The sequence below is a fragment of the Amycolatopsis magusensis genome, assembly GCF_017875555.1.
GTDB lineage: Bacteria > Actinomycetota > Actinomycetes > Mycobacteriales > Pseudonocardiaceae > Amycolatopsis > Amycolatopsis magusensis.
In genome coordinates, this window is sequence record NZ_JAGGMS010000001.1 from 8,316,679 (window position 1) to 8,333,557 (window position 16,879).

Annotated in this window: 13 protein-coding genes and 1 riboswitch; all 13 genes read right to left on the reverse strand. The window is 70.9% G+C overall.

What is annotated here, in order from left to right; all coding sequences use genetic code 11:
• Positions 1–10 precede the first annotated feature (10 nt).
• Positions 11–1,435 (reverse strand): pyridoxal phosphate-dependent decarboxylase family protein, encoded by a 1,425-nt coding sequence (locus JOM49_RS37320; protein WP_209668831.1) that lies wholly within the window; start codon positions 1,433–1,435, stop codon positions 11–13.
• A gap of 38 nt (positions 1,436–1,473) precedes the next feature.
• On the reverse strand, positions 1,474–2,850 hold the full coding sequence (locus JOM49_RS37325; protein WP_209668832.1) for an aminotransferase class V-fold PLP-dependent enzyme: 1,377 nt from the start codon (positions 2,848–2,850) through the stop codon (positions 1,474–1,476).
• A gap of 37 nt (positions 2,851–2,887) precedes the next feature.
• A riboswitch (SAM riboswitch) is annotated at positions 2,888–3,002 on the reverse strand.
• Between the two features lie 64 nt (positions 3,003–3,066).
• On the reverse strand, positions 3,067–3,732 hold the full coding sequence (locus JOM49_RS37330; RefSeq protein WP_209668833.1) for a M23 family metallopeptidase: 666 nt from the start codon (positions 3,730–3,732) through the stop codon (positions 3,067–3,069).
• A gap of 127 nt (positions 3,733–3,859) precedes the next feature.
• Positions 3,860–5,338 carry a potassium/proton antiporter gene (locus JOM49_RS37335; RefSeq protein WP_209668834.1) on the reverse strand — a complete coding sequence of 493 codons (1,479 nt, stop codon included), beginning with the start codon at positions 5,336–5,338 and terminating at the stop codon, positions 3,860–3,862.
• 215 nt (positions 5,339–5,553) lie between these two features.
• Complete coding sequence (locus JOM49_RS37340) at positions 5,554–7,140, reverse strand: penicillin-binding transpeptidase domain-containing protein (protein ID WP_209668835.1); 1,587 nt, start codon at positions 7,138–7,140, stop codon at positions 5,554–5,556.
• Positions 7,141–7,370: 230 nt separating this feature from the next.
• Positions 7,371–10,535 carry an isoleucine--tRNA ligase gene (ileS, locus tag JOM49_RS37345; protein WP_209668836.1) on the reverse strand — a complete coding sequence of 1,055 codons (3,165 nt, stop codon included), beginning with the start codon at positions 10,533–10,535 and terminating at the stop codon, positions 7,371–7,373.
• A gap of 535 nt (positions 10,536–11,070) precedes the next feature.
• Positions 11,071–11,703 carry a hypothetical protein gene (locus JOM49_RS37350; protein WP_209668837.1) on the reverse strand — a complete coding sequence of 211 codons (633 nt, stop codon included), beginning with the start codon at positions 11,701–11,703 and terminating at the stop codon, positions 11,071–11,073.
• 89 nt (positions 11,704–11,792) lie between these two features.
• Positions 11,793–12,653, reverse strand: a complete 861-nt coding sequence (gene wag31 / locus JOM49_RS37355) for a DivIVA-like cell division protein Wag31 (RefSeq protein WP_209668838.1) — start codon at positions 12,651–12,653, stop codon at positions 11,793–11,795.
• Positions 12,654–12,701: 48 nt separating this feature from the next.
• Positions 12,702–12,986, reverse strand: a complete 285-nt coding sequence (locus JOM49_RS37360) for a YggT family protein (protein WP_113693163.1) — start codon at positions 12,984–12,986, stop codon at positions 12,702–12,704.
• A gap of 147 nt (positions 12,987–13,133) precedes the next feature.
• Positions 13,134–13,793 (reverse strand): cell division protein SepF, encoded by a 660-nt coding sequence (locus JOM49_RS37365; protein ID WP_209668840.1) that lies wholly within the window; start codon positions 13,791–13,793, stop codon positions 13,134–13,136.
• 115 nt (positions 13,794–13,908) lie between these two features.
• Positions 13,909–14,649 carry a YggS family pyridoxal phosphate-dependent enzyme gene (locus JOM49_RS37370; protein WP_209668841.1) on the reverse strand — a complete coding sequence of 247 codons (741 nt, stop codon included), beginning with the start codon at positions 14,647–14,649 and terminating at the stop codon, positions 13,909–13,911.
• Positions 14,646–15,353: a peptidoglycan editing factor PgeF gene (gene pgeF / locus JOM49_RS37375; RefSeq protein ID WP_209668843.1), complete on the reverse strand. Its 708-nt coding sequence runs from the start codon at positions 15,351–15,353 to the stop codon at positions 14,646–14,648. The genes JOM49_RS37370 and pgeF overlap by 4 nt, the downstream gene beginning before the upstream one ends.
• Positions 15,354–15,362: 9 nt before the next feature.
• Positions 15,363–16,682: a cell division protein FtsZ gene (ftsZ, locus tag JOM49_RS37380; protein ID WP_209668845.1), complete on the reverse strand. Its 1,320-nt coding sequence runs from the start codon at positions 16,680–16,682 to the stop codon at positions 15,363–15,365.
• Positions 16,683–16,879: the final 197 nt, after the last annotated feature.

Genomic DNA, 16,879 nt, shown 5'->3' on the forward strand with positions numbered 1-16,879 from the left:
ACGCCCCCAGTCAGTCCAGCCGGGCGCCGATCTCCCGCACCACCGAAACGAGCAGTTCGATGTCGGTCTCGCCGGTCCGCCAGTTGACGATCGCCGGCCGCAGCGCGGTCCGCCCCCGGTACACGGTCGTGCCAGCGTAGACCCGGCCGTCTTCGAGCAGTTCGGCCCCCAGACGGCGGTTCAGCTCGTCCAGCCGGTCGTCGTCGAGCCCGTCTCGGCGGTAGCGGAAACACACCACGTTCAGCCCCGGCGGCGCGAGCGGTTCCAGGTCCGGTGCCTCGTCGACCAGCTTGCCGAGCAGCAGCGCGAGGTCGTGGTGGCGCTCGATCATGGCGCGGTGGCCCTCACGGCCGTACGCCCGCAGCGTCGCCCAGATCGGCAGCGCCCTGGCGCGGCGGGACGACTCCGGGCCGAGGGAGTTGTAGTTGATCCTGGCCTCGTCGCCGACCGGCAGGTAGGCCGCGTCGGGCATGGCGAACGCCTGCGCCATGCGCCGGGGTTCGCGGACGAAGGCGAACCCGCTCTCGTACGGGACGTTGAGCCACTTGTGCCCGTCGGCGGCGACCGAGTCCGCCCGCTCCACCCCGCGGACGAGGTGCGCGGTGCGGGGTGAGAGCGCCGCGAACAAGCCGAACGCGCCGTCGACGTGCAGCCACGCGCCGTACTTCTCGGCAAGGTCCGCGAAGTCGGCGACGGGATCGAAGTCGCCCGCGTTCACCTCACCCGCGTTCGCGATGAGCACCGCGGGACCGCCGACCGCGGCGAGGTCGGCTTCCATCGCGGCCAGGTCGACCCGGCCGGCGTCGTCCCGGCTGAACACGCGCACGGTGTCGCGCCCGCACCCGAGGATCTGCAACGCCTTGCGGCTGCTGGGGTGCACGTAACCGCTGGAGAACACCGGCAGGCGTGGCAGGCCGGCCAGCCCGTCGGCGCTGACGTCCACGCCGTGCCGCTCCGCCCACCAGTGGCGGGCGGCGGCGAGGCCGGTCAGGTTGGCCAGCGTCGCGCTCGGCGTCAGCACACCGCCGTAGGAAGCGGGCAGCCCGAACAGGTCCTTCAGCCAGCCCAGCACGACGGTTTCCACCCGCGCCGCGAACGGCGAACTCGGCCAGAGCCCGGCCACCTGGTCGAGCAGGCTGGTCACCCAGTCCCCGGCCTGCGCGGCGGGAGTCGAGCCGCCGACGACGAAGTGGAAGAACCGCGGCCCGGAGGAATGGGTCGCCGCCCCGGTGCCGACGCGCAACAACTCGCGGACGCTCGCCAGTGTGCCGTCGCCCTGCTCCGGCAACGGGCCGTCCAGCGCGTCCAGCAGTGGCGCCGCCGCCGGGTCCTGCACCAGCCGATCACTCAGCGAAGCCAGGTACGGCCCGGCGGCGTCGGCCACCAGCCGCAGCGCTTCGGCGGCCGACTCACGTTCCTCCAGCGGATCACCCATCCCCGCAGAAGATCACGTCCGCCGTCACCCGTCCAGCCTCAGTCGAGGAACTCCGGCAGCGGACGCGGGTCCGGCGTCGGCGCCCAGCGGCCATCGAGCTTGGCGTAGTCCCAGCGCGCTCCCCTGGCGACGATCTGACGCAGGGCCAGCAGCAGCCGGTCGACGTGTTCCTCGGTGCTGCCGAGGCCGAGGCTGACCCGCACCGCCTGCTGCCCCTCGCCACCGGCTTCGCGGATCAAGCGGCGGGTGGCGATGTGCGCGCAGAACGCGCCGTCGCGCACGCCGATCCCGTACTCGGCCGAGAGGACCGCGGCCAGCCAGCCGGGCTCGAAGCCGTCGATCACGAAGCTGAGCGTGCCGACCCGGTCGACGTCGGCGTCGAAGAGGCACAGTTCCGCGAACCCCGGCACCGAAGCGAGCCCGCGCTGCAACCGCCGGAGCAACGCGTCCTCGTGCTCACGGACGGCGTCCCAGTTCTCCGCGAGCGTCTCGCAGGCGACGCCGAGCGCGTACACGCCGACCGTGTTCGGCGAACCGGCTTCGTGGCGCTCCGGCCCGGAATTCCACACCACACCGAACTCGTTCCCCTGGCGCTGCACCACTTTGGTGGCGCCACCGCCGGCGAGGTACGGCTGCCCGGCACGCAACCAGTCGGCGCGGCCGATCAACGCGCCCGCCCCGAACGGCGCGTACAGCTTGTGCCCGGACAGCGCCACGTAGTCCACATCCAGCTCGCGCAAGGAAATCGGCCGGTGCGGTGCCAGCTGTGCCGCGTCCAGCGCGATCCGCGCGCCGTGCTTCCGCGCCACCGCGGCGATTTCCGCCACCGGCAGCAGTTCCCCGGTCACGTTGGACGCGCCGGTGAGCACCACCAGCCGCGGCCCCTGGGCGCACGCGGCCAGCGCACTGTCCACAGCGGACACCGCGGCGAGCCGGGTGCGCGGCGGTTCGATCCGGTGCACGCGCGGGCCGCGCCACGGCAGCAGGGCCGCGTGGTGCTCGGTGTCGAACAGCACCACGGAAGTCTCACGCGGCAGGCACTTCGCCAGCAGGTTGAACGAATCGGTGGTGTTGCGGGTGAAGACCACCGCGTCCGACGACCGGGCGCCGACGAAGCGCCGCAGCACCCCACGGGTGCGCTCGTAGATCTTGGTGGAGACCTGCGACGCGAACCCGGCACCGCGGTGCACGCTGGCGTACCAGGGCAGGAACTCGTCCACGGCGGTGCGGACCCGCTGCAGGCAGGGCGCGCTCGCGGCGTGGTCGAGGTTCGCGTAACCGATGCTCGTGCCGGTCACCAGCGGCACGGACAGTTCCGCACCGGCGACGGACGGGACCAGGGCGGTGCGTTCGAGCACAGAACAGCGCGCAGCTCCGTTGAGGGTGGCGGCGGGCGACGGGTGGGCGATTGTCATGGGAGGCCTCCTCGAGGTCGGGACCTCCGACCGAGGAGATCCGCGCTTGCCCGCCACACCTCGTGACGAACCAGGTCCTCACCCGGGGCACCCCACCGCGGTTGGAGGGTTGCCGGCCAGCGAACCGGGGCTTGACGCTGGCACTCATGACCTACGGGGAAAGGTAACCCACTGGGCGGCGCCCGCGCCAGGGCCGCCCAGTGGGTGAGAGGGCGATCACTCGTACTGGAACCGGCCCGGGAGTTCGACCACCCGGCCGTCGGCGACGTGCGTCGCGACCCCGCTGTACTCCCCTTGGCCCTCGTCGAACCGCCAGCCGCCGAAGACCTTGCCGTCCACCGGCTCCCCGTGCGCGTCGGCGAACTCGCCGTGGACCCGCTCGTAGCTCAAGCCGTCCCACTCGCCGGACTCGAGCGCGTCACGAGCGTTCGCCGGCAGCGTCCACAGGGTGAAGTGGACGTGGGCGCCGGTGCTGGTGCCACCGCAGGGCAGCGCGTTGCCGCTCTTGCCGAGCGGGGTGCCCGCCTCGACGGCCTGCCCGTCCCGGACCGTGATCTCCTCCAGGTGGTAGTAGCCGGTGCGCCAGCCACCTTCGTGGTCGACGGTCACCCAGTCGCCTTCGTCGCAGTGCTGCAAGCGCACGGTGCCCGCGAGGGGCGCCCGCACCACCTCGTCGTGCGGACTGAGATCGATCGCGTTCTTGACCTCGGCGGCCTTGTTGTCGGCGTGGATGCCCGCCGAGGTGACTTCCTGCCCGGAAGCGAACGGCAGGGTGAAGGCCGGGAAGGGACCGGCGGCCGAGGCAGCGGGTGGGGCCAGCAGGGAACCACCGGTCAGCACCGCGGCGGCGGCCAGGCCGCGCAGGTTGCGGAAGTCAGCCACGCTTCGTACTCCTTGCACTGGCTATCAGCCTTTCGGGCTAATAGAGGCGGGTGAAATGTAGGCCATTCGGCCGCATTCGGAGTACACGAAGCTCAAAAGAGTATGCTCACTGTGATGCAAGTCACATCTACGTGCCGGATTCGCCCCGCCAGCGGGCCAGCCTGCCCGCCCGGTCGATGGCCCGCAGCCGGCGCTCGGCCGTGGTGCGCGCCTCCTCGGTGGTGACCACGAGCAGCTGGTCCAGCTCCTGCAACCGGCTGGTGGCCTGCGGGGTGAACGACTTGCCGTCGCGGACCACCAGGCTCACCGACGCCCCCGGCGGCAGCCGCAGCTCGGAGACGTAGACGCCGTGCATCCGCGACCCGCGCTGGATGCGCACCTGGAGCAGTTCGGCACCGAGCTCGTCCAGCGGCGCGGCGTCGACCTGGATCTCCTTGGCCTCGGTCGAGTCGGACAACCCGAGCCACCGGCCGAGCGGGGTCAGCGTCGCACCCTGCAGCAGGGTCAGCACGATGACCAGCACGAACACCGCGTCGACCAGCTGCTGCGCGCCCGGCACCCCCTGGGCGAGCGGGATCATCGCCAGCACGATCGGCACCGCCCCGCGCAACCCGGCCCAGGACAGGAACACCTGTTCTCGCCACGGCAGCCGGAACGGCAGCGCGGAGAGCAGCACCGACGCCGGGCGTGCCAGCAGCAGCACCACGGCCCCGGCCACCAGGCCCTGGACCAGGCTTTCCAGCAGCCTGCCCGGCGAGGCGAACAGGCCGAGCAGCACGAACAACCCGATCTGGGCCAGCCAGCCGAGCCCCTCGGCGAAGGACAGCGTGTCGGACCGGTGCGGCAGGCGGGAGTTGCCCAGCACCACCCCGGCGACGTAGGTGGCGAGCAGACCCGAGGCGTGCGCGAGCTGCCCGCTCGAATAGGCGACCACGCAGACCGCGACGGTGGCCACCGGGTACAGGCCGGTGGCCGGCAGCGCCGCCTTGCGCAGGGCGACCGCGCCCAGCCAGCCCAGCACCAGCCCGATCACCAGGCCCGCGCCCAGTTCGTAGAGCACCAGCAGCGGCAGCGTCCAGTCCACTGTGGTGCCGCTGGCGAGCACCACCACGGCGATGTAGGCGGGCGCGTCGTTGATGCCCGACTCCACCTCCAGCGTGCCGACCAGCCGCTTGCCGATGCCCGCCGAGCGCAGCACGGAGAACACCGCGGCGGCGTCGGTCGAGGCGAGCACGGCACCCCAGAGCAGCGCCATCCGCCAGTCGAGGCCGAGCAGCCAGTGCAGTGCCGCGCCGGTGATCGCGACGCTCACCGCAACGCCCACAGTGGACAGTGCGATTCCCGGCCACAACGCGGGTTTGACCGTCTGCCAGCGCGTGGTCAGCCCGCCCTCGGTGAGGATCATCACCAGCGCGGCGAGGCCGAGCGACTGGGTGAGCGTGGCGTCGTCGAACTCCAGGCCGAGCCCGGCTTCGCCGATCAGGACACCGATTCCCAGGTAGAGCAGCAGCGACGGCAGCCCGAGCCGGATGGAAACCCGCACCGCGAGCACGGAAACGAGCAGGACCGCCGCACCGGCACCGAGAACGAGCGGGAGCTGGTCCATCCGCCGCCTCCCCTCGTCACCTGATCGCGGTCAACAATAGTGAACGCGCGTTCGCCCGGTGACATCGGTGCGGCGCAACAGAAAATGGCCGAGCCCGCATTCGTCCGAATGGTTGACACCCGGCAGGTTCCCGGTGCTTTCGGTGAATATCGGCTTCGCGCAGCCAAATCAGCGAAAACCGTTGCCCGCCAACGGATCCACAAGCGACCGCCGGATCAGACGCCGCTCAGGAACCGTCCGCTCACCTTCAGTGCCGGTCCCGACGACCCGGCGTTCTCCACCAGCACCGCGAAGGCGAGGTCACCGCGGTACCCGGTGAACCAGCCGTGCGCGCCGCGGCCGTCGCCGAACTGCGCGGTGCCGGTCTTGCCGCGCACCTCGCCGTACCGGGCGAGCTCGCGCGCGGTGCCCTCGGTGACCACCTCGCGCATCATCACCCGCAGCGGCCCGAGCACGCTCGCGTCCGGCGCTTCGTAGCCGGTGATCAGCCCGGTCTCGGCGGTCCGCCACAGCGACGGCGTGAGCGCCTCACCACTGGCCACGGTCGCCGTCATCAACGCCACGCCGAACGGGCTGGCCAGCACCTCGCCCTGCCCGATCCCCGCCTCGACGCGCTGGGCCTGGTCGCCGTACGGCTCCACCTTGCCCGTCTCGGTGGCGATGCCGGGGACGTCGAAGTCGGCGTTCAGGCCGAACCGGTCCGCCGCCCCGGCCAGCGCGTCGGCGGGCAGGTCCGCGGCGAGCCGCGCGAAGGTGGTGTTGCACGAACGGGCGAAGGCGGTGTGCAGCGGGGACGGCGGGAGCGAGAACCGGTCGTCGTTCGGGATGGTGCGCGTGCCGATCCGCGCTTCGCCGGGGCAGTCGAGCACGGTGTCCGGCCCGGTGCCCGCCTCCAGGGCCGCGGCGGCGGTGACGACCTTGAACGTCGACCCCGGCGGGTAGAGCCCGGACACCGCCTTGGGCTGGTCACCGGCGGCCGCGTTCTGCGCCATCGCCAGCACCTGCCCGGTCGAGGGCTGGATGGCCACCAGCATCGCCGGGCCGCCGGCGGTGTCGACAGCCTGCTGCGCCGCCTGCTGCATCCCGCTGCTCAGCGTGGACCCGAGCGGCTCGGCTTCCACCCCCTCCGCGCCGCCGAGCTTCTCCAGCGTGGTGCCCGCCGCGTCGCGGAGTTCGACCGACCAGGCCGCCGGGGCGTTGTCCGCGGCGTGCTTGGCGAGGCGCGAGGTGAGCGGGTCGACCCGTACGCCGTCCGCCGGTTTGGTCCCGTTGCCCTCGCGGACGAACATCGGCTTGCCGTCGCGGTCGGTCAGCACCGGGCTGCCCTCGGCGCCCTTGACCGCGAGCCGCCGGTCCGCGGTGAGCTGGGGGTGGATTTGCGCAGGCGTCCAGTGGACCAGCCACCTGCCGTCCCGTTGCGCGAATTCGATGGTGCTGTCGTAGCCCCACGCGCCCGCGCCGAGCTGCCAGTCGAACCGGACCTTCGCCGAGGATCCGCCGGGGTCCTGCTCGCCGAGCTTCGCGGTCAGCCGCTCGGCGTTGAGCCCGGCCCGCACGGCGTCGAGCACCGCGAGCGCGGCAGCCGGGTCGTCGGTCAGGTTCGCGGCCGCGCGCTGGTCGCCGCCGGACAGCGCGGCGAGGTACCGCGTGCCGATTTCCCGAGGTCCCTCCGCGATCGGCGCAGTGGCGGACGCGGGTGGCGGCTCATCGCCCCGGGACAGGAACACCACGGCGGCCGCCACGATGGCGACCACGGCCACCGAGGCGACCGCCAGTACCCAGCGTTTGGCGGCAGGCGTCAACGCACTTCTCCCCAGCTCGTGGCGCGATCGCGCGGATCGAGCATAGGTGCCGGGAACGACCGTTCGGCTCGTTAGCCCGAATGGCCGCTTGTCCAGACCACTGGGAACGCGGTGTCATGGACGCAGTGGATTTGTTGTGATCAACAACATACGAGCGGTCACGCTCGGCCCGTGAGTGGTGGTGGCCCCCGGTCCCCGCCAAATCCCCACCACCACTCACGGGCCCCCTCTCAGCTCTTGCGCACCGCCACGGTCACCTTGACCCCGTCGCCGACGGTCCCGGTGGAGCCGTCGGGCACGTCGCCGTAGGCCACAGCCACCGCCAGGGTCTCCCCCGCGACGAACTCCTCGTGCGCCCGCACCGCCTCGGTCACCTCGGCGGGTGCGTCGACGGTCAGCTCGATGCGGTCGGCCACCTCGAGCCCGGTGTCCCGGCGCGCCTGCTGCACCACGCGCACCAGGTCACGCGCGAGGCCTTCGGCCGCCAGTTCCGGTGTCACCGCGGTGTCCAGCAGCACCAGGCCGGACCCGGCAGGCAGCTCGGCCGCCGCGCCGGTGTCCTTGGCCACCAGCTTGCGGTCGTACTCGGTGTCCAGCAGCTCGATCCCGGCCGCCACCAGCGCGCCGGTGTCCGAAGTGGACCACTCGCCCGCCTTGACCGCCTTGATCACCCGCTGCACGTCCTTGCCCAGCCGCGGCCCGGCGGCCCGCGCGTTCACCGCCACCTCGAACCCGCCGTGCGCGGCCACGTCCTCGGTCAGCTCGACCGACTTGACGTTGACCTCGTCGCGGATGATGTCGGTGAACGGGCGCAGCGCGTCCACGTCCTCGGCGGCCACCAGCAGCTTCGCCAGCGGCAGCCGCACGCGCAGCTTGTTCGCCTTGCGCAGGGACAGCGCCGACGAGCACACCTGACGCACCCGGTCCATCGCGGTGACCAGCGCGGCGTCCGCGGGCAGCTCGGTGGTGCCCGGCCAGTCGGCCAGGTGCACCGAGCGGCCACCGGTCAGCCCGCGCCACACCGACTCCGTGGTCAGCGGCAGCAGCGGCGCCAGCACCCGGCAGGTCACCTCCAGCACGGTGTGCAGGGTGTCCACCGCGTCCTGCTCCCCGGCCCAGAACCGGTCGCGCGAGCGGCGCACGTACCAGTTCGTCAGCACCTCGAGGAACTCGCGCGTGGTGGCGCAGGCACCGGCGATGTCGCTGACCTCCAGCGCCGCCCCCACGTCGGTCACCAGCTCGTGCGTCTTGGCCAGCACGTACCGGTCGAGCACGTGCTTCGAGTCGGTACGCCACCGGCCCTCGGTGCCCTCGGCGTTGGCGTAGAGCGCGAGGAAGTAGTACGAGTTCCACAGCGGGAGCACCGCCTGGCGCACCGCGTCGCGGATGCCCTTGTCCGTCACGACCAGGTTGCCGCCGCGCAGGATCGGGCTGGCCATCAGGTACCAGCGCATCGCGTCGGAGCCGTCCCGGTCGAACACCTCGTTGACGTCCGGGTAGTTCCGCAGCGACTTCGACATCTTCTGCCCGTCCGAGCCCAGCACGATGCCGTGCGAGACGCAGGTGCGGAAGGCCGGCCGGTCGAACAAGGCGGTGGCCAGCACGTGCAGCAGGTAGAACCACCCGCGCGTCTGGCCCATGTACTCGACGATGAAGTCGCTCGGGTAGTGGTGCTCGAACCACTCGGCGTTTTCGAACGGGTAGTGCACCTGGGCATACGGCATCGAGCCCGAGTCGAACCACACGTCGAGCACGTCGGGCACCCGGCGCATGGTGGACCTGCCGGTCGGGTCGTCCGGGTTCGGCCGGGTCAGCTCGTCGATGTAGGGCCGGTGCAGGTTGTCCAGCCGCACGCCGAAGTCGCGCTCCAGCTCGTCGAGCGAACCGTAGACGTCGGTGCGCGGATAACCGGGGTCGTCCGACTGCCACACCGGGATCGGCGTGCCCCAGTACCGGTTGCGCGAGATCGACCAGTCGCGCGCGTTCTCCAGCCACTTGCCGAACTGGCCGTCCTTGACGTGCTCCGGGTACCAGGTGATCTGCTGGTTCAGCTCGACCATCCGGTCCTTGAACTCGGTCACCGCGACGAACCACGACGAGACCGCGCGGTAGATCAGCGGGTTCCGGCAGCGCCAGCAGTGCGGGTACGGGTGCTCGTAGGTCTCGTGGCGCAGCAGCACCGCGCCCTGGCGCCCGGCCGAACCGGTGCCGTTCTTGAGGTCCTTGATGATGTTCGGGTTGGCGTCGAACACCTGCTGGCCGTCGTAGTCGGACACCTCGGCGGTGAACCGGCCCTTCGAGTCCACCGGGGTGACCGGGGTGATCCCGGCCGCGTCGGTGACCACCTTGTCCTCTTCACCGTAGGCGGGCGCGATGTGCACCACGCCGGTGCCGTCCTCGGTGGTCACGTAGTCGGCGGCGAGCACGCGGTGGGCGTTCTCCTGGCCGACGAAGTACGGGAACGGCGGCGCGTACCGGGTGCCGAGCAGCTCGGCACCGGTGAACCGCGCCAGCACCTCGGGCGCCTCGCCGAGTTCCTTGGCGTAGGCACCGACACGGGCCTCGGCGAGCACGAAGCGCTGGTCACCGGAGGACACCAGCACGTAGGAGACCTCGGGGTGCACCGCGGTGGCCAGGTTCGACGGCAGCGTCCACGGCGTCGTGGTCCAGATGAGCAGGTACGCGCCGTCCAGGTCGGTGCCGTTGCCCTCGAGCCGGAAGCCGACGGTGACCGCCGGGTCCTGACGGCTGGCGTAGACGTCGTCGTCCATCCGCAGCTCGTGGTTGGACAGCGGGGTCTCGTCGCGCCAGCAGTACGGCAGCACGCGGTAGCCCTCGTAGACCAGGCCCTTGTCCCACAGCTGCTTGAACGCCCAGATCACCGACTCCATGTAGGTGACGTCGAGCGTCTTGTAGTCGTTGTCGAAGTCGACCCAGCGCGCCTGGCGGGTGACGTAGTCGCGCCACTCGCCGGTGTAGCGCAGCACCGACTCGCGGCACGCGTCGTTGAACGCGGCCACGCCCATCTCGTCGATCTGCGACTTGTCGGTGATGCCGAGCTGCCGCTCGGCTTCGAGTTCGGCGGGCAGGCCGTGGGTGTCCCAGCCGAAGCGGCGCTCCACGTGCTTGCCGCGCATGGTCTGGAAGCGCGGCACGATGTCCTTGACGTACCCGGTCAGCAGGTGCCCGTAGTGCGGCAGGCCGTTGGCGAAGGGCGGGCCGTCGTAGAAGACGTACTCGTTGGCGCCGTTCTTGCCGGGGTCGCGGGCGTCCACGGTCGCCTGGAAGGTCCGATCGGCCTCCCAGTAGGCCAGCACGTCCTTCTCCAGCGCCGGGAAGGACGGCTGGGACGGCACCTGACCGGTCGGTTCACCAGCCTCGGCCTTGGGGTACATCGAGCGCTCCTCGCGGTGTCCAGTGGTCCCGTAAGTACGGGGACGAAGCCCGGCCGGTTTTCGGCCGCGTTCCGCGGTACCACCCCGCTTGCCCGCACGCGAAGGCACGGGCCGCTCGTTCGACGGCTGTCACGGGCCGCACCCGTCCGGTTCTACTGGGGCCGAGGCCCGTTCTTCCGGAAGCTCCCCGGTGATGGCCGGATCAACGCCTGTGTTCCACCAGGTTAACGCGCCCGCGCAACCCGATTCCGAGGAGGTCGCCCAGCAGTTGCCCACGCGAGTGTCGAACTCAGCCACCCGAACGCAGAACTCGCCCACCCCAACGTGCAACTCAGCTACCCCAACGTGCAACTCGGCTGCACGAACGCAACACTCACCCACCACCCCGCCCTCACGAACCCCACACTCACGCACCCGAACCCCACACTCAGGCAGCCGAGTCGCACACTCAGGCTGCTGAACCCCACGTTCGGGCGCCTGAGTCCTGCGCTCGGGTAGCCGAGTTGGACGTTCGGGTGGCCGGATGGGTGAGGGGTCAGGGGGTTTTGGTGGTCTCGCGGTGGGTGGCGGCCAGGTGGGCGTCGGGGGTGCAGCGGGAGCAGGGGGTGAAGCCCAGGTCCCTGGCCTCGGCGACGGCGATGGGGATGGTTTCCCGGTCGGTCAGCCAGGCGCATTCGGCGAGGTGGTAGCGCGGGTATTCGTCGACGACCAGGACTTCGACGTCCAGTTCGGCGACGATCAGGAGGTCGGCGGCGTCCGTGTCCTCTTCGCCCGGGTCACCGGCTTCGGCGACAGCGGCGGGCTCTTCCGGCTGCTCGTCGTCGGGAGCGGGCAGGACGGCGGTCGGCTCAGTCGCCGCGGGCTCGGCGGCAGGTTCCTCGACAGGCTCGTCCACGGGTAGCTCGCCGGCGACCTCGCCCTCGACCGTGTCGGGATTCAGGTCGGCTTTCAGCTTCTCGTCGTCTTCGGACTCGTCCGGCACAGCGGCGGGCTTCCCGGCAGCCACCGCGGCTTGTTTACGGCGTCGCAGCCATTCGGCCAGCATGACCAGTCCCGCCAGCACGGACACGCCCACCGAGACCCAGGCCCACAGGGTGTTCGCGGTGATCAGACCCGCGACAACCAGACCAGCGGCTACCAGCACCAGTACCAGCACGACGTAGAGCACGGTGAATTACAACACGGACGACATGCCGAAACGGCCCCGACCCTCCCGGCAGGAAGGTCGGAGCCGTCGGTTCACTCGAACGTGTGGCCTCAGCCCGCTTCGGCCCGCGGGCCGAACGAGTAGCCCTGTCCGCTGCTGGAACCGCTGGCGGACTGGTTCCCACCCGGCGAGGCGGGCGCGGCCGAGCCTCGGTCGTCCAGCTCACGCAGTTGCGACTCGAGGAACCCACGCAGCCTCGTGCGGTACTCCCGCTCAATGGTCCGCAGCTCTTCGATCCGCTTGTTCAGCGTGTTCTTCTCGGAGTTCAGGCTGTTCATCGTCTCGGTGTACTTGCGCTGCGACTCGCGTTCGACCGTGGTCGCCTTGTCGCGTGCCTGCCGCTCCAGGGTCTCCGCCCTGGTGCGAGCGTCGTTCAGCATGGTCTCGGCACGCGTGCGCGCCTCGTTGACCATCGAGTCCGACTTCGCCCGCGCGTCCGAGAGCAGCTGCTCCGACTTGGTCCTGGCCTCGGCCAGCATGCCGTCGGATTCGGTCTTGGCCTCGGCGGTGAGCCGGTCGGCCATTTCCTGCGCCAGCCCCAGCACCTTCGCGGCCTGCACGTTGGGTTCCCCGTTGTCGGGGCCCATGCCGTGCGCCTGGGTCTGCTCCATCGCGCTGGGCGGCGGTACGGGTGCCAGCCGCCGTGGTTCCTCGCGCACCGGCGCGGGCGGTGGCACGCTGCCCACCGGTCCGGCGGACCGCGCGGTCTCCAACTCGCCACGGGTCGATTCCAGCTCGGCATCGAGTTGCTCGACCTGCTGGCGCAGCTCGTTATTGTCCTCGATGAGCCGGGCGAGCTCGGTCTCCACCAGGTCGAGGAACGCGTCCACCTCGTCCTCGTTGTAGCCCCGTTTGCCTATGGGCGGCTTGCTGAACGCGACGTTGTGCACGTCAGCGGGGGTCAACGACATCAGATCACCTCACGCACTCCATGGCCTGCAGGTCACCAGGGTCCCCGATCACCCTGGATACGCCAGTTGCATCAAGATGAACACAACCAACAGCAGCACCATAATCGATAAGTCCAGTCCGACGCCGCCAATCCGCACCATCGGGATGATCCGCCGGACCAATCGGACCGGCGGGTCCGTAACTGTGTAGATGGTCTCCAGCGTCACCGCAACCCCTCCGGCGGGGCGCCACTCGCGCGCGAAGGCGCGCACGAGTTCGACCACGACTCGTGCTGTAAGCAGGAGCCAAAACGCGAACAGCACGTAGTAGAGGACGATCCAGACCGCTTGCACGTCTCCACTCTGCCACACCCGTGCCCCGGCGCGCGGGCAGCGGGCTGACCTGGGCCGGATCGGCGTGGCGCACAACACCGTACAACACCGGGGAACGCGGAACAGGGGCACCGGCCAGCCGGCCGGTACCCCTGGTCGCGAGTGCGCTCAGTTGCGGAGGAAGAGCCCGCCTTCGGCGATCCGGCGGCGGTCCTCGGCGGTCACGTCCACATCGGGCGGTGAGAGCAAGAACACCTTGTTGGTGACCTTGTCCATCGACCCGCGCAGGGCGAACGCCAGCCCGGCCGAGAAGTCCACCAGCCGCTTGGCGTCGGCGTTGTCCATCTCGGTCAGGTTGATGATCACCGGGATGCCGTCGCGGTAGTGCTCCCCGATCGCCCTGGCCTCGGCGTAGCTGGTCGGGTGCAGCGTGGTGATCCGGCTCAGCGGATCACGGCTGGGCACCCGCGACTGCTCCGGCACCGGCCGCAGCCGGGCCACCGGGTCGGGCCGGTCGACCGCGAGCGCGCCCTGCACCGCCGGGGTGGCGGCGGGCACGCGGCTCCGCGGGCGTGGCTCGTCGTCGAACTCGTCCATCGCGCGGTAACGCCCCCTCGACCGGGTGCGCACGGGCGGCGCGGCCGGCTCCTCGTAGGCTTCGTACTCGTCGCCGTCGTCGGCGTAGTCGTAGTCGCGGTCACGGGCGTCTCGAGCGTCACGGGAGCCTTCACGCCGGTAGTCGCCGTCGTAGCTGTCGTACCCGTCGTAGCCGTCGCTGTCGGCCGGGACCATGCCGAAGTACGCCTTCAGCTTCTGCAGCGCGCTCATGCGGTGTGCCTCCCTGCCTTCTTCGACCCTCGCGGCCACTCACGCCCGAAAAGCCACGCCAGCGCCCTCACCCACTACCCTGCGTCACCGAAACCGACGCCGCTCGGAGTTTTCACTACGGTGAGGCTAAACCTCGCCGTCCGAGCAACGCGGTTCCGACACGCACACAGGTGGAGCCGCACGCGATGGCTTGTTCAAGATCACCGCTCATCCCCGCAGAGAGTTCCACGGCGCCGGGGTGGTCTTCAAGGAACTTTTCCCTGGCTGCCGCAAGGCGGGAGAAGGCCTCTCCGGCATCGGTACCCAGTGGGGCGACGGCCATCAGGCCGCGGAGCCGCAAATCACCCGACTGGGTGAGGTTTTCCGCCAGTGCGGGGAGTTCCGGCAGCGGGCAGCCACCCCGGGCGCGGGCGGTTTCCTCGTCGTCCAGGCTGACCTGGACGAGCACATCGAGAGGCTGATCACGTTCTCCGCGCTCCCTGGCGGCCCGGACGGCCTTCCCCAGTGCTTCGGCGAGCCGGATCGAGTCCACGGACTGCACCTCGTCGGCCCAGCGGACCACCGAGCGCGCCTTGTTCCGCTGGAGCCTGCCGACCATGTGCCAGCGCACGCGGACGTCCGGGCGCATCGAGGACACCTCGGTGGCCTTCGCGCCTGCCTCCTGGTCGCGGTTTTCCGCGAGATCGGTCACGCCGAGGTCGGTCAGCAGGGCCGCGTCCACGGCGGGGAACGTCTTCGTCACGGCGAGTAGCCGGACTTCCGCGGGATCCCGCCCGGCGGCCCGGCAGCCTTCCCGGATCTGCTCGCGGACGAGTTCCAGCGACTCGGCCAGTTCGGTCTGGCGGTCGGTGCTCATCCGGCTTCGACCCAGGTGATCGCGGCGAGCCTGCCGGTGGTGCCGTCGCGGCGGAAGCTGAACAGCGTCCGGTCCTCGGCGGTGCAGCGCGGGTCGACGCCGATCTTGGCGATGCCCGCGTCGGCCAGCTGGCGCCACAACCCCGCCCGCAGGTCCACGCCGGGCGTGCCGTTGCGGCTCTTGCACGCGCTGCCGGGCAGGTGCGCCTCGACGTCGTCGGCCATCGCCTTCGGCACCTCGTAGCACTCACCGCAGATCGCCGGGCCGAGCAGCGCTTCGACCCGGTCGAGTTCGGCACCGGCGGACTTCATCGCGTCGAGCGCGGCCGGGATCACGCCCACCCTGGCGCCGACGCGGCCCGCGTGCACCGCGGCCACGACCCCGTTCTCGGGATCGCCGAGCAGCACCGGCACGCAGTCGGCGACCAGCGCCACCAAGGCGACACCCGGGCGCGCGGTGACCAGGGCGTCGGTCGCTTCGGCGGGCGGACCGCCCGCTTCGTCGACCACCGTCACCGTGCGGCCGTGCACCTGCTCCATCCACGCCAGGTCACCCTCGGCGAGGCCGAGTTCCGCAGCCAGGCGGCGGCGGTTGGCAGCCACCGCCGCTTCGTCGTCGCCGACGTGGTCACCGAGGTTGAAGCTCTCGTACGGGGCCCGCGAGGCACCGCCCGCCCTGGTCGTGACGACCCTCCGAATACGCACCGGATCAGCCTAGCGGCGCATGAAGGGCGGAACGTCCACTTCGTCGTCGCTGGGATCGTCGGTGACCGGCACGGCGCGACCGGGCAGGTTGCCCTGGGTGCTCTGCGCCGTGGTGCGCGGGGTCGGGTAACCCGGACGGCTCGCGCCCGGCTGCGGCAGGCCGCCGGAGATCGAGCCGGTGCCGCCGCTGAAACCACCGGTCAGCCGCTCACCACCGGGAGCAGGCGGCTGCGACCGCTGCCCCGGTGAGGGCACACCCGGCCGCGACGACGAAGCCGACGGCAGCGAGGACCCACCCGAGCCACCGACCTGGCCCGCCTCGGCGGACACGGTGGTGCTGCGCGAGCCGACCGCGGACGGGTCGAGCTTCTTGTGCGTGGGCGCGCCGGCGTCGAACCCGGCCGCGATCACCGTGACCCGGACCTCGTCGCCGAGCGAGTCGTCGATGATCGTGCCGAAGATGATGTTGGCGTCCGGGTGCGCGGACTCCTGGACCAGCGAAGCGGCCTCGTTGATCTCGAACAGGCCGAGGTCGGAGCCACCGGCGATGGACAGCAGGGCGCCGTGCGCCCCGTCCATCGACGCCTCGAGCAGCGGCGAGTTGATCGCCTTCTCGGCGGCCTGCACCGCGCGGCCTTCACCGCGAGCACTCCCTATTCCCATCAACGCGCTGCCCGCCCCGGACATCACGCTCTTGACGTCGGCGAAGTCCAGGTTGATCAGGCCGGGCGTGGTGATCAGGTCGGTGATGCCCTGCACACCGGAGAGCAGCACCTCGTCGGCCGAGCGGAAGGCGTCCATCAGCGAGACGCCGATGTCGCCGAGCTGGAGCAGCCGGTCGTTCGGGATGACGATCAGCGTGTCGCACTCGTTGCGCAACGCCTGGATGCCGTCCTCGGCCTGCTTGCCGCGGCGCTTGCCCTCGAAGGAGAACGGCCGGGTGACCACGCCGATGGTCAGCGCGCCGAGCTTGCGGGCGATCTGCGCCACCACGGGCGCGCCACCGGTGCCGGTGCCACCGCCCTCGCCGGCGGTCACGAACACCATGTCGGCGCCCTTGATGACCTCTTCGATCTCTTCCCGGTGGTCCTCGGCGGCGCGCTGGCCGACCTCCGGGGCCGCCCCGGCGCCGAGGCCCCGGGTGAGTTCTCGGCCGATGTCGAGCTTGACATCGGCATCGGACATGAGCAGCGCCTGCGCGTCGGTGTTCACCGCGATGAACTCGACACCCTTGAGGCCGACCTCGATCATCCGGTTCACGGCGTTGACGCCGCCGCCACCGATGCCGACGACCTTGATCACCGCGAGGTAGTTGTGCGGGGGCGTCATCGGGATCCGCCTTCCTGATCGTGACTGTGCGTGTTGCCCCGCCGGCGGTCGTCCCCTCGGACACTCCCCGCCCGAACCCTCGACCTCTAGTCGAGGCTTAGAGTTATGTCAACTACCGACGTTGCCCTGCACGCTAGGGAGCCGCAGGCCCGGAATCCAGAAGCCACGCCGCACGGCGGGCAATCTCTTTGCCAGCA

What these genes read in the sequence shown, in the direction of transcription:
- ftsZ (WP_209668845.1), bottom strand. Translation starts at nt 16,682, where the DNA reads ATGACGCCCCCGCACAACTACCTCGCGGTGATCAAGGTCGTCGGCATC.
- wag31 (WP_209668838.1), bottom strand. Translation starts at nt 12,653, where the DNA reads ATGTCGTTGACCCCCGCTGACGTGCACAACGTCGCGTTCAGCAAGCCG.
- JOM49_RS37325 (WP_209668832.1), bottom strand. Translation starts at nt 2,850, where the DNA reads ATGACAATCGCCCACCCGTCGCCCGCCGCCACCCTCAACGGAGCTGCG.
- JOM49_RS37370 (WP_209668841.1), bottom strand. Translation starts at nt 14,649, where the DNA reads ATGAGCACCGACCGCCAGACCGAACTGGCCGAGTCGCTGGAACTCGTC.
- JOM49_RS37320 (WP_209668831.1), bottom strand. Translation starts at nt 1,435, where the DNA reads ATGGGTGATCCGCTGGAGGAACGTGAGTCGGCCGCCGAAGCGCTGCGG.
- ileS (WP_209668836.1), bottom strand. Translation starts at nt 10,535, where the DNA reads ATGTACCCCAAGGCCGAGGCTGGTGAACCGACCGGTCAGGTGCCGTCC.
- JOM49_RS37365 (WP_209668840.1), bottom strand. Translation starts at nt 13,793, where the DNA reads ATGAGCGCGCTGCAGAAGCTGAAGGCGTACTTCGGCATGGTCCCGGCC.
- JOM49_RS37335 (WP_209668834.1), bottom strand. Translation starts at nt 5,338, where the DNA reads ATGGACCAGCTCCCGCTCGTTCTCGGTGCCGGTGCGGCGGTCCTGCTC.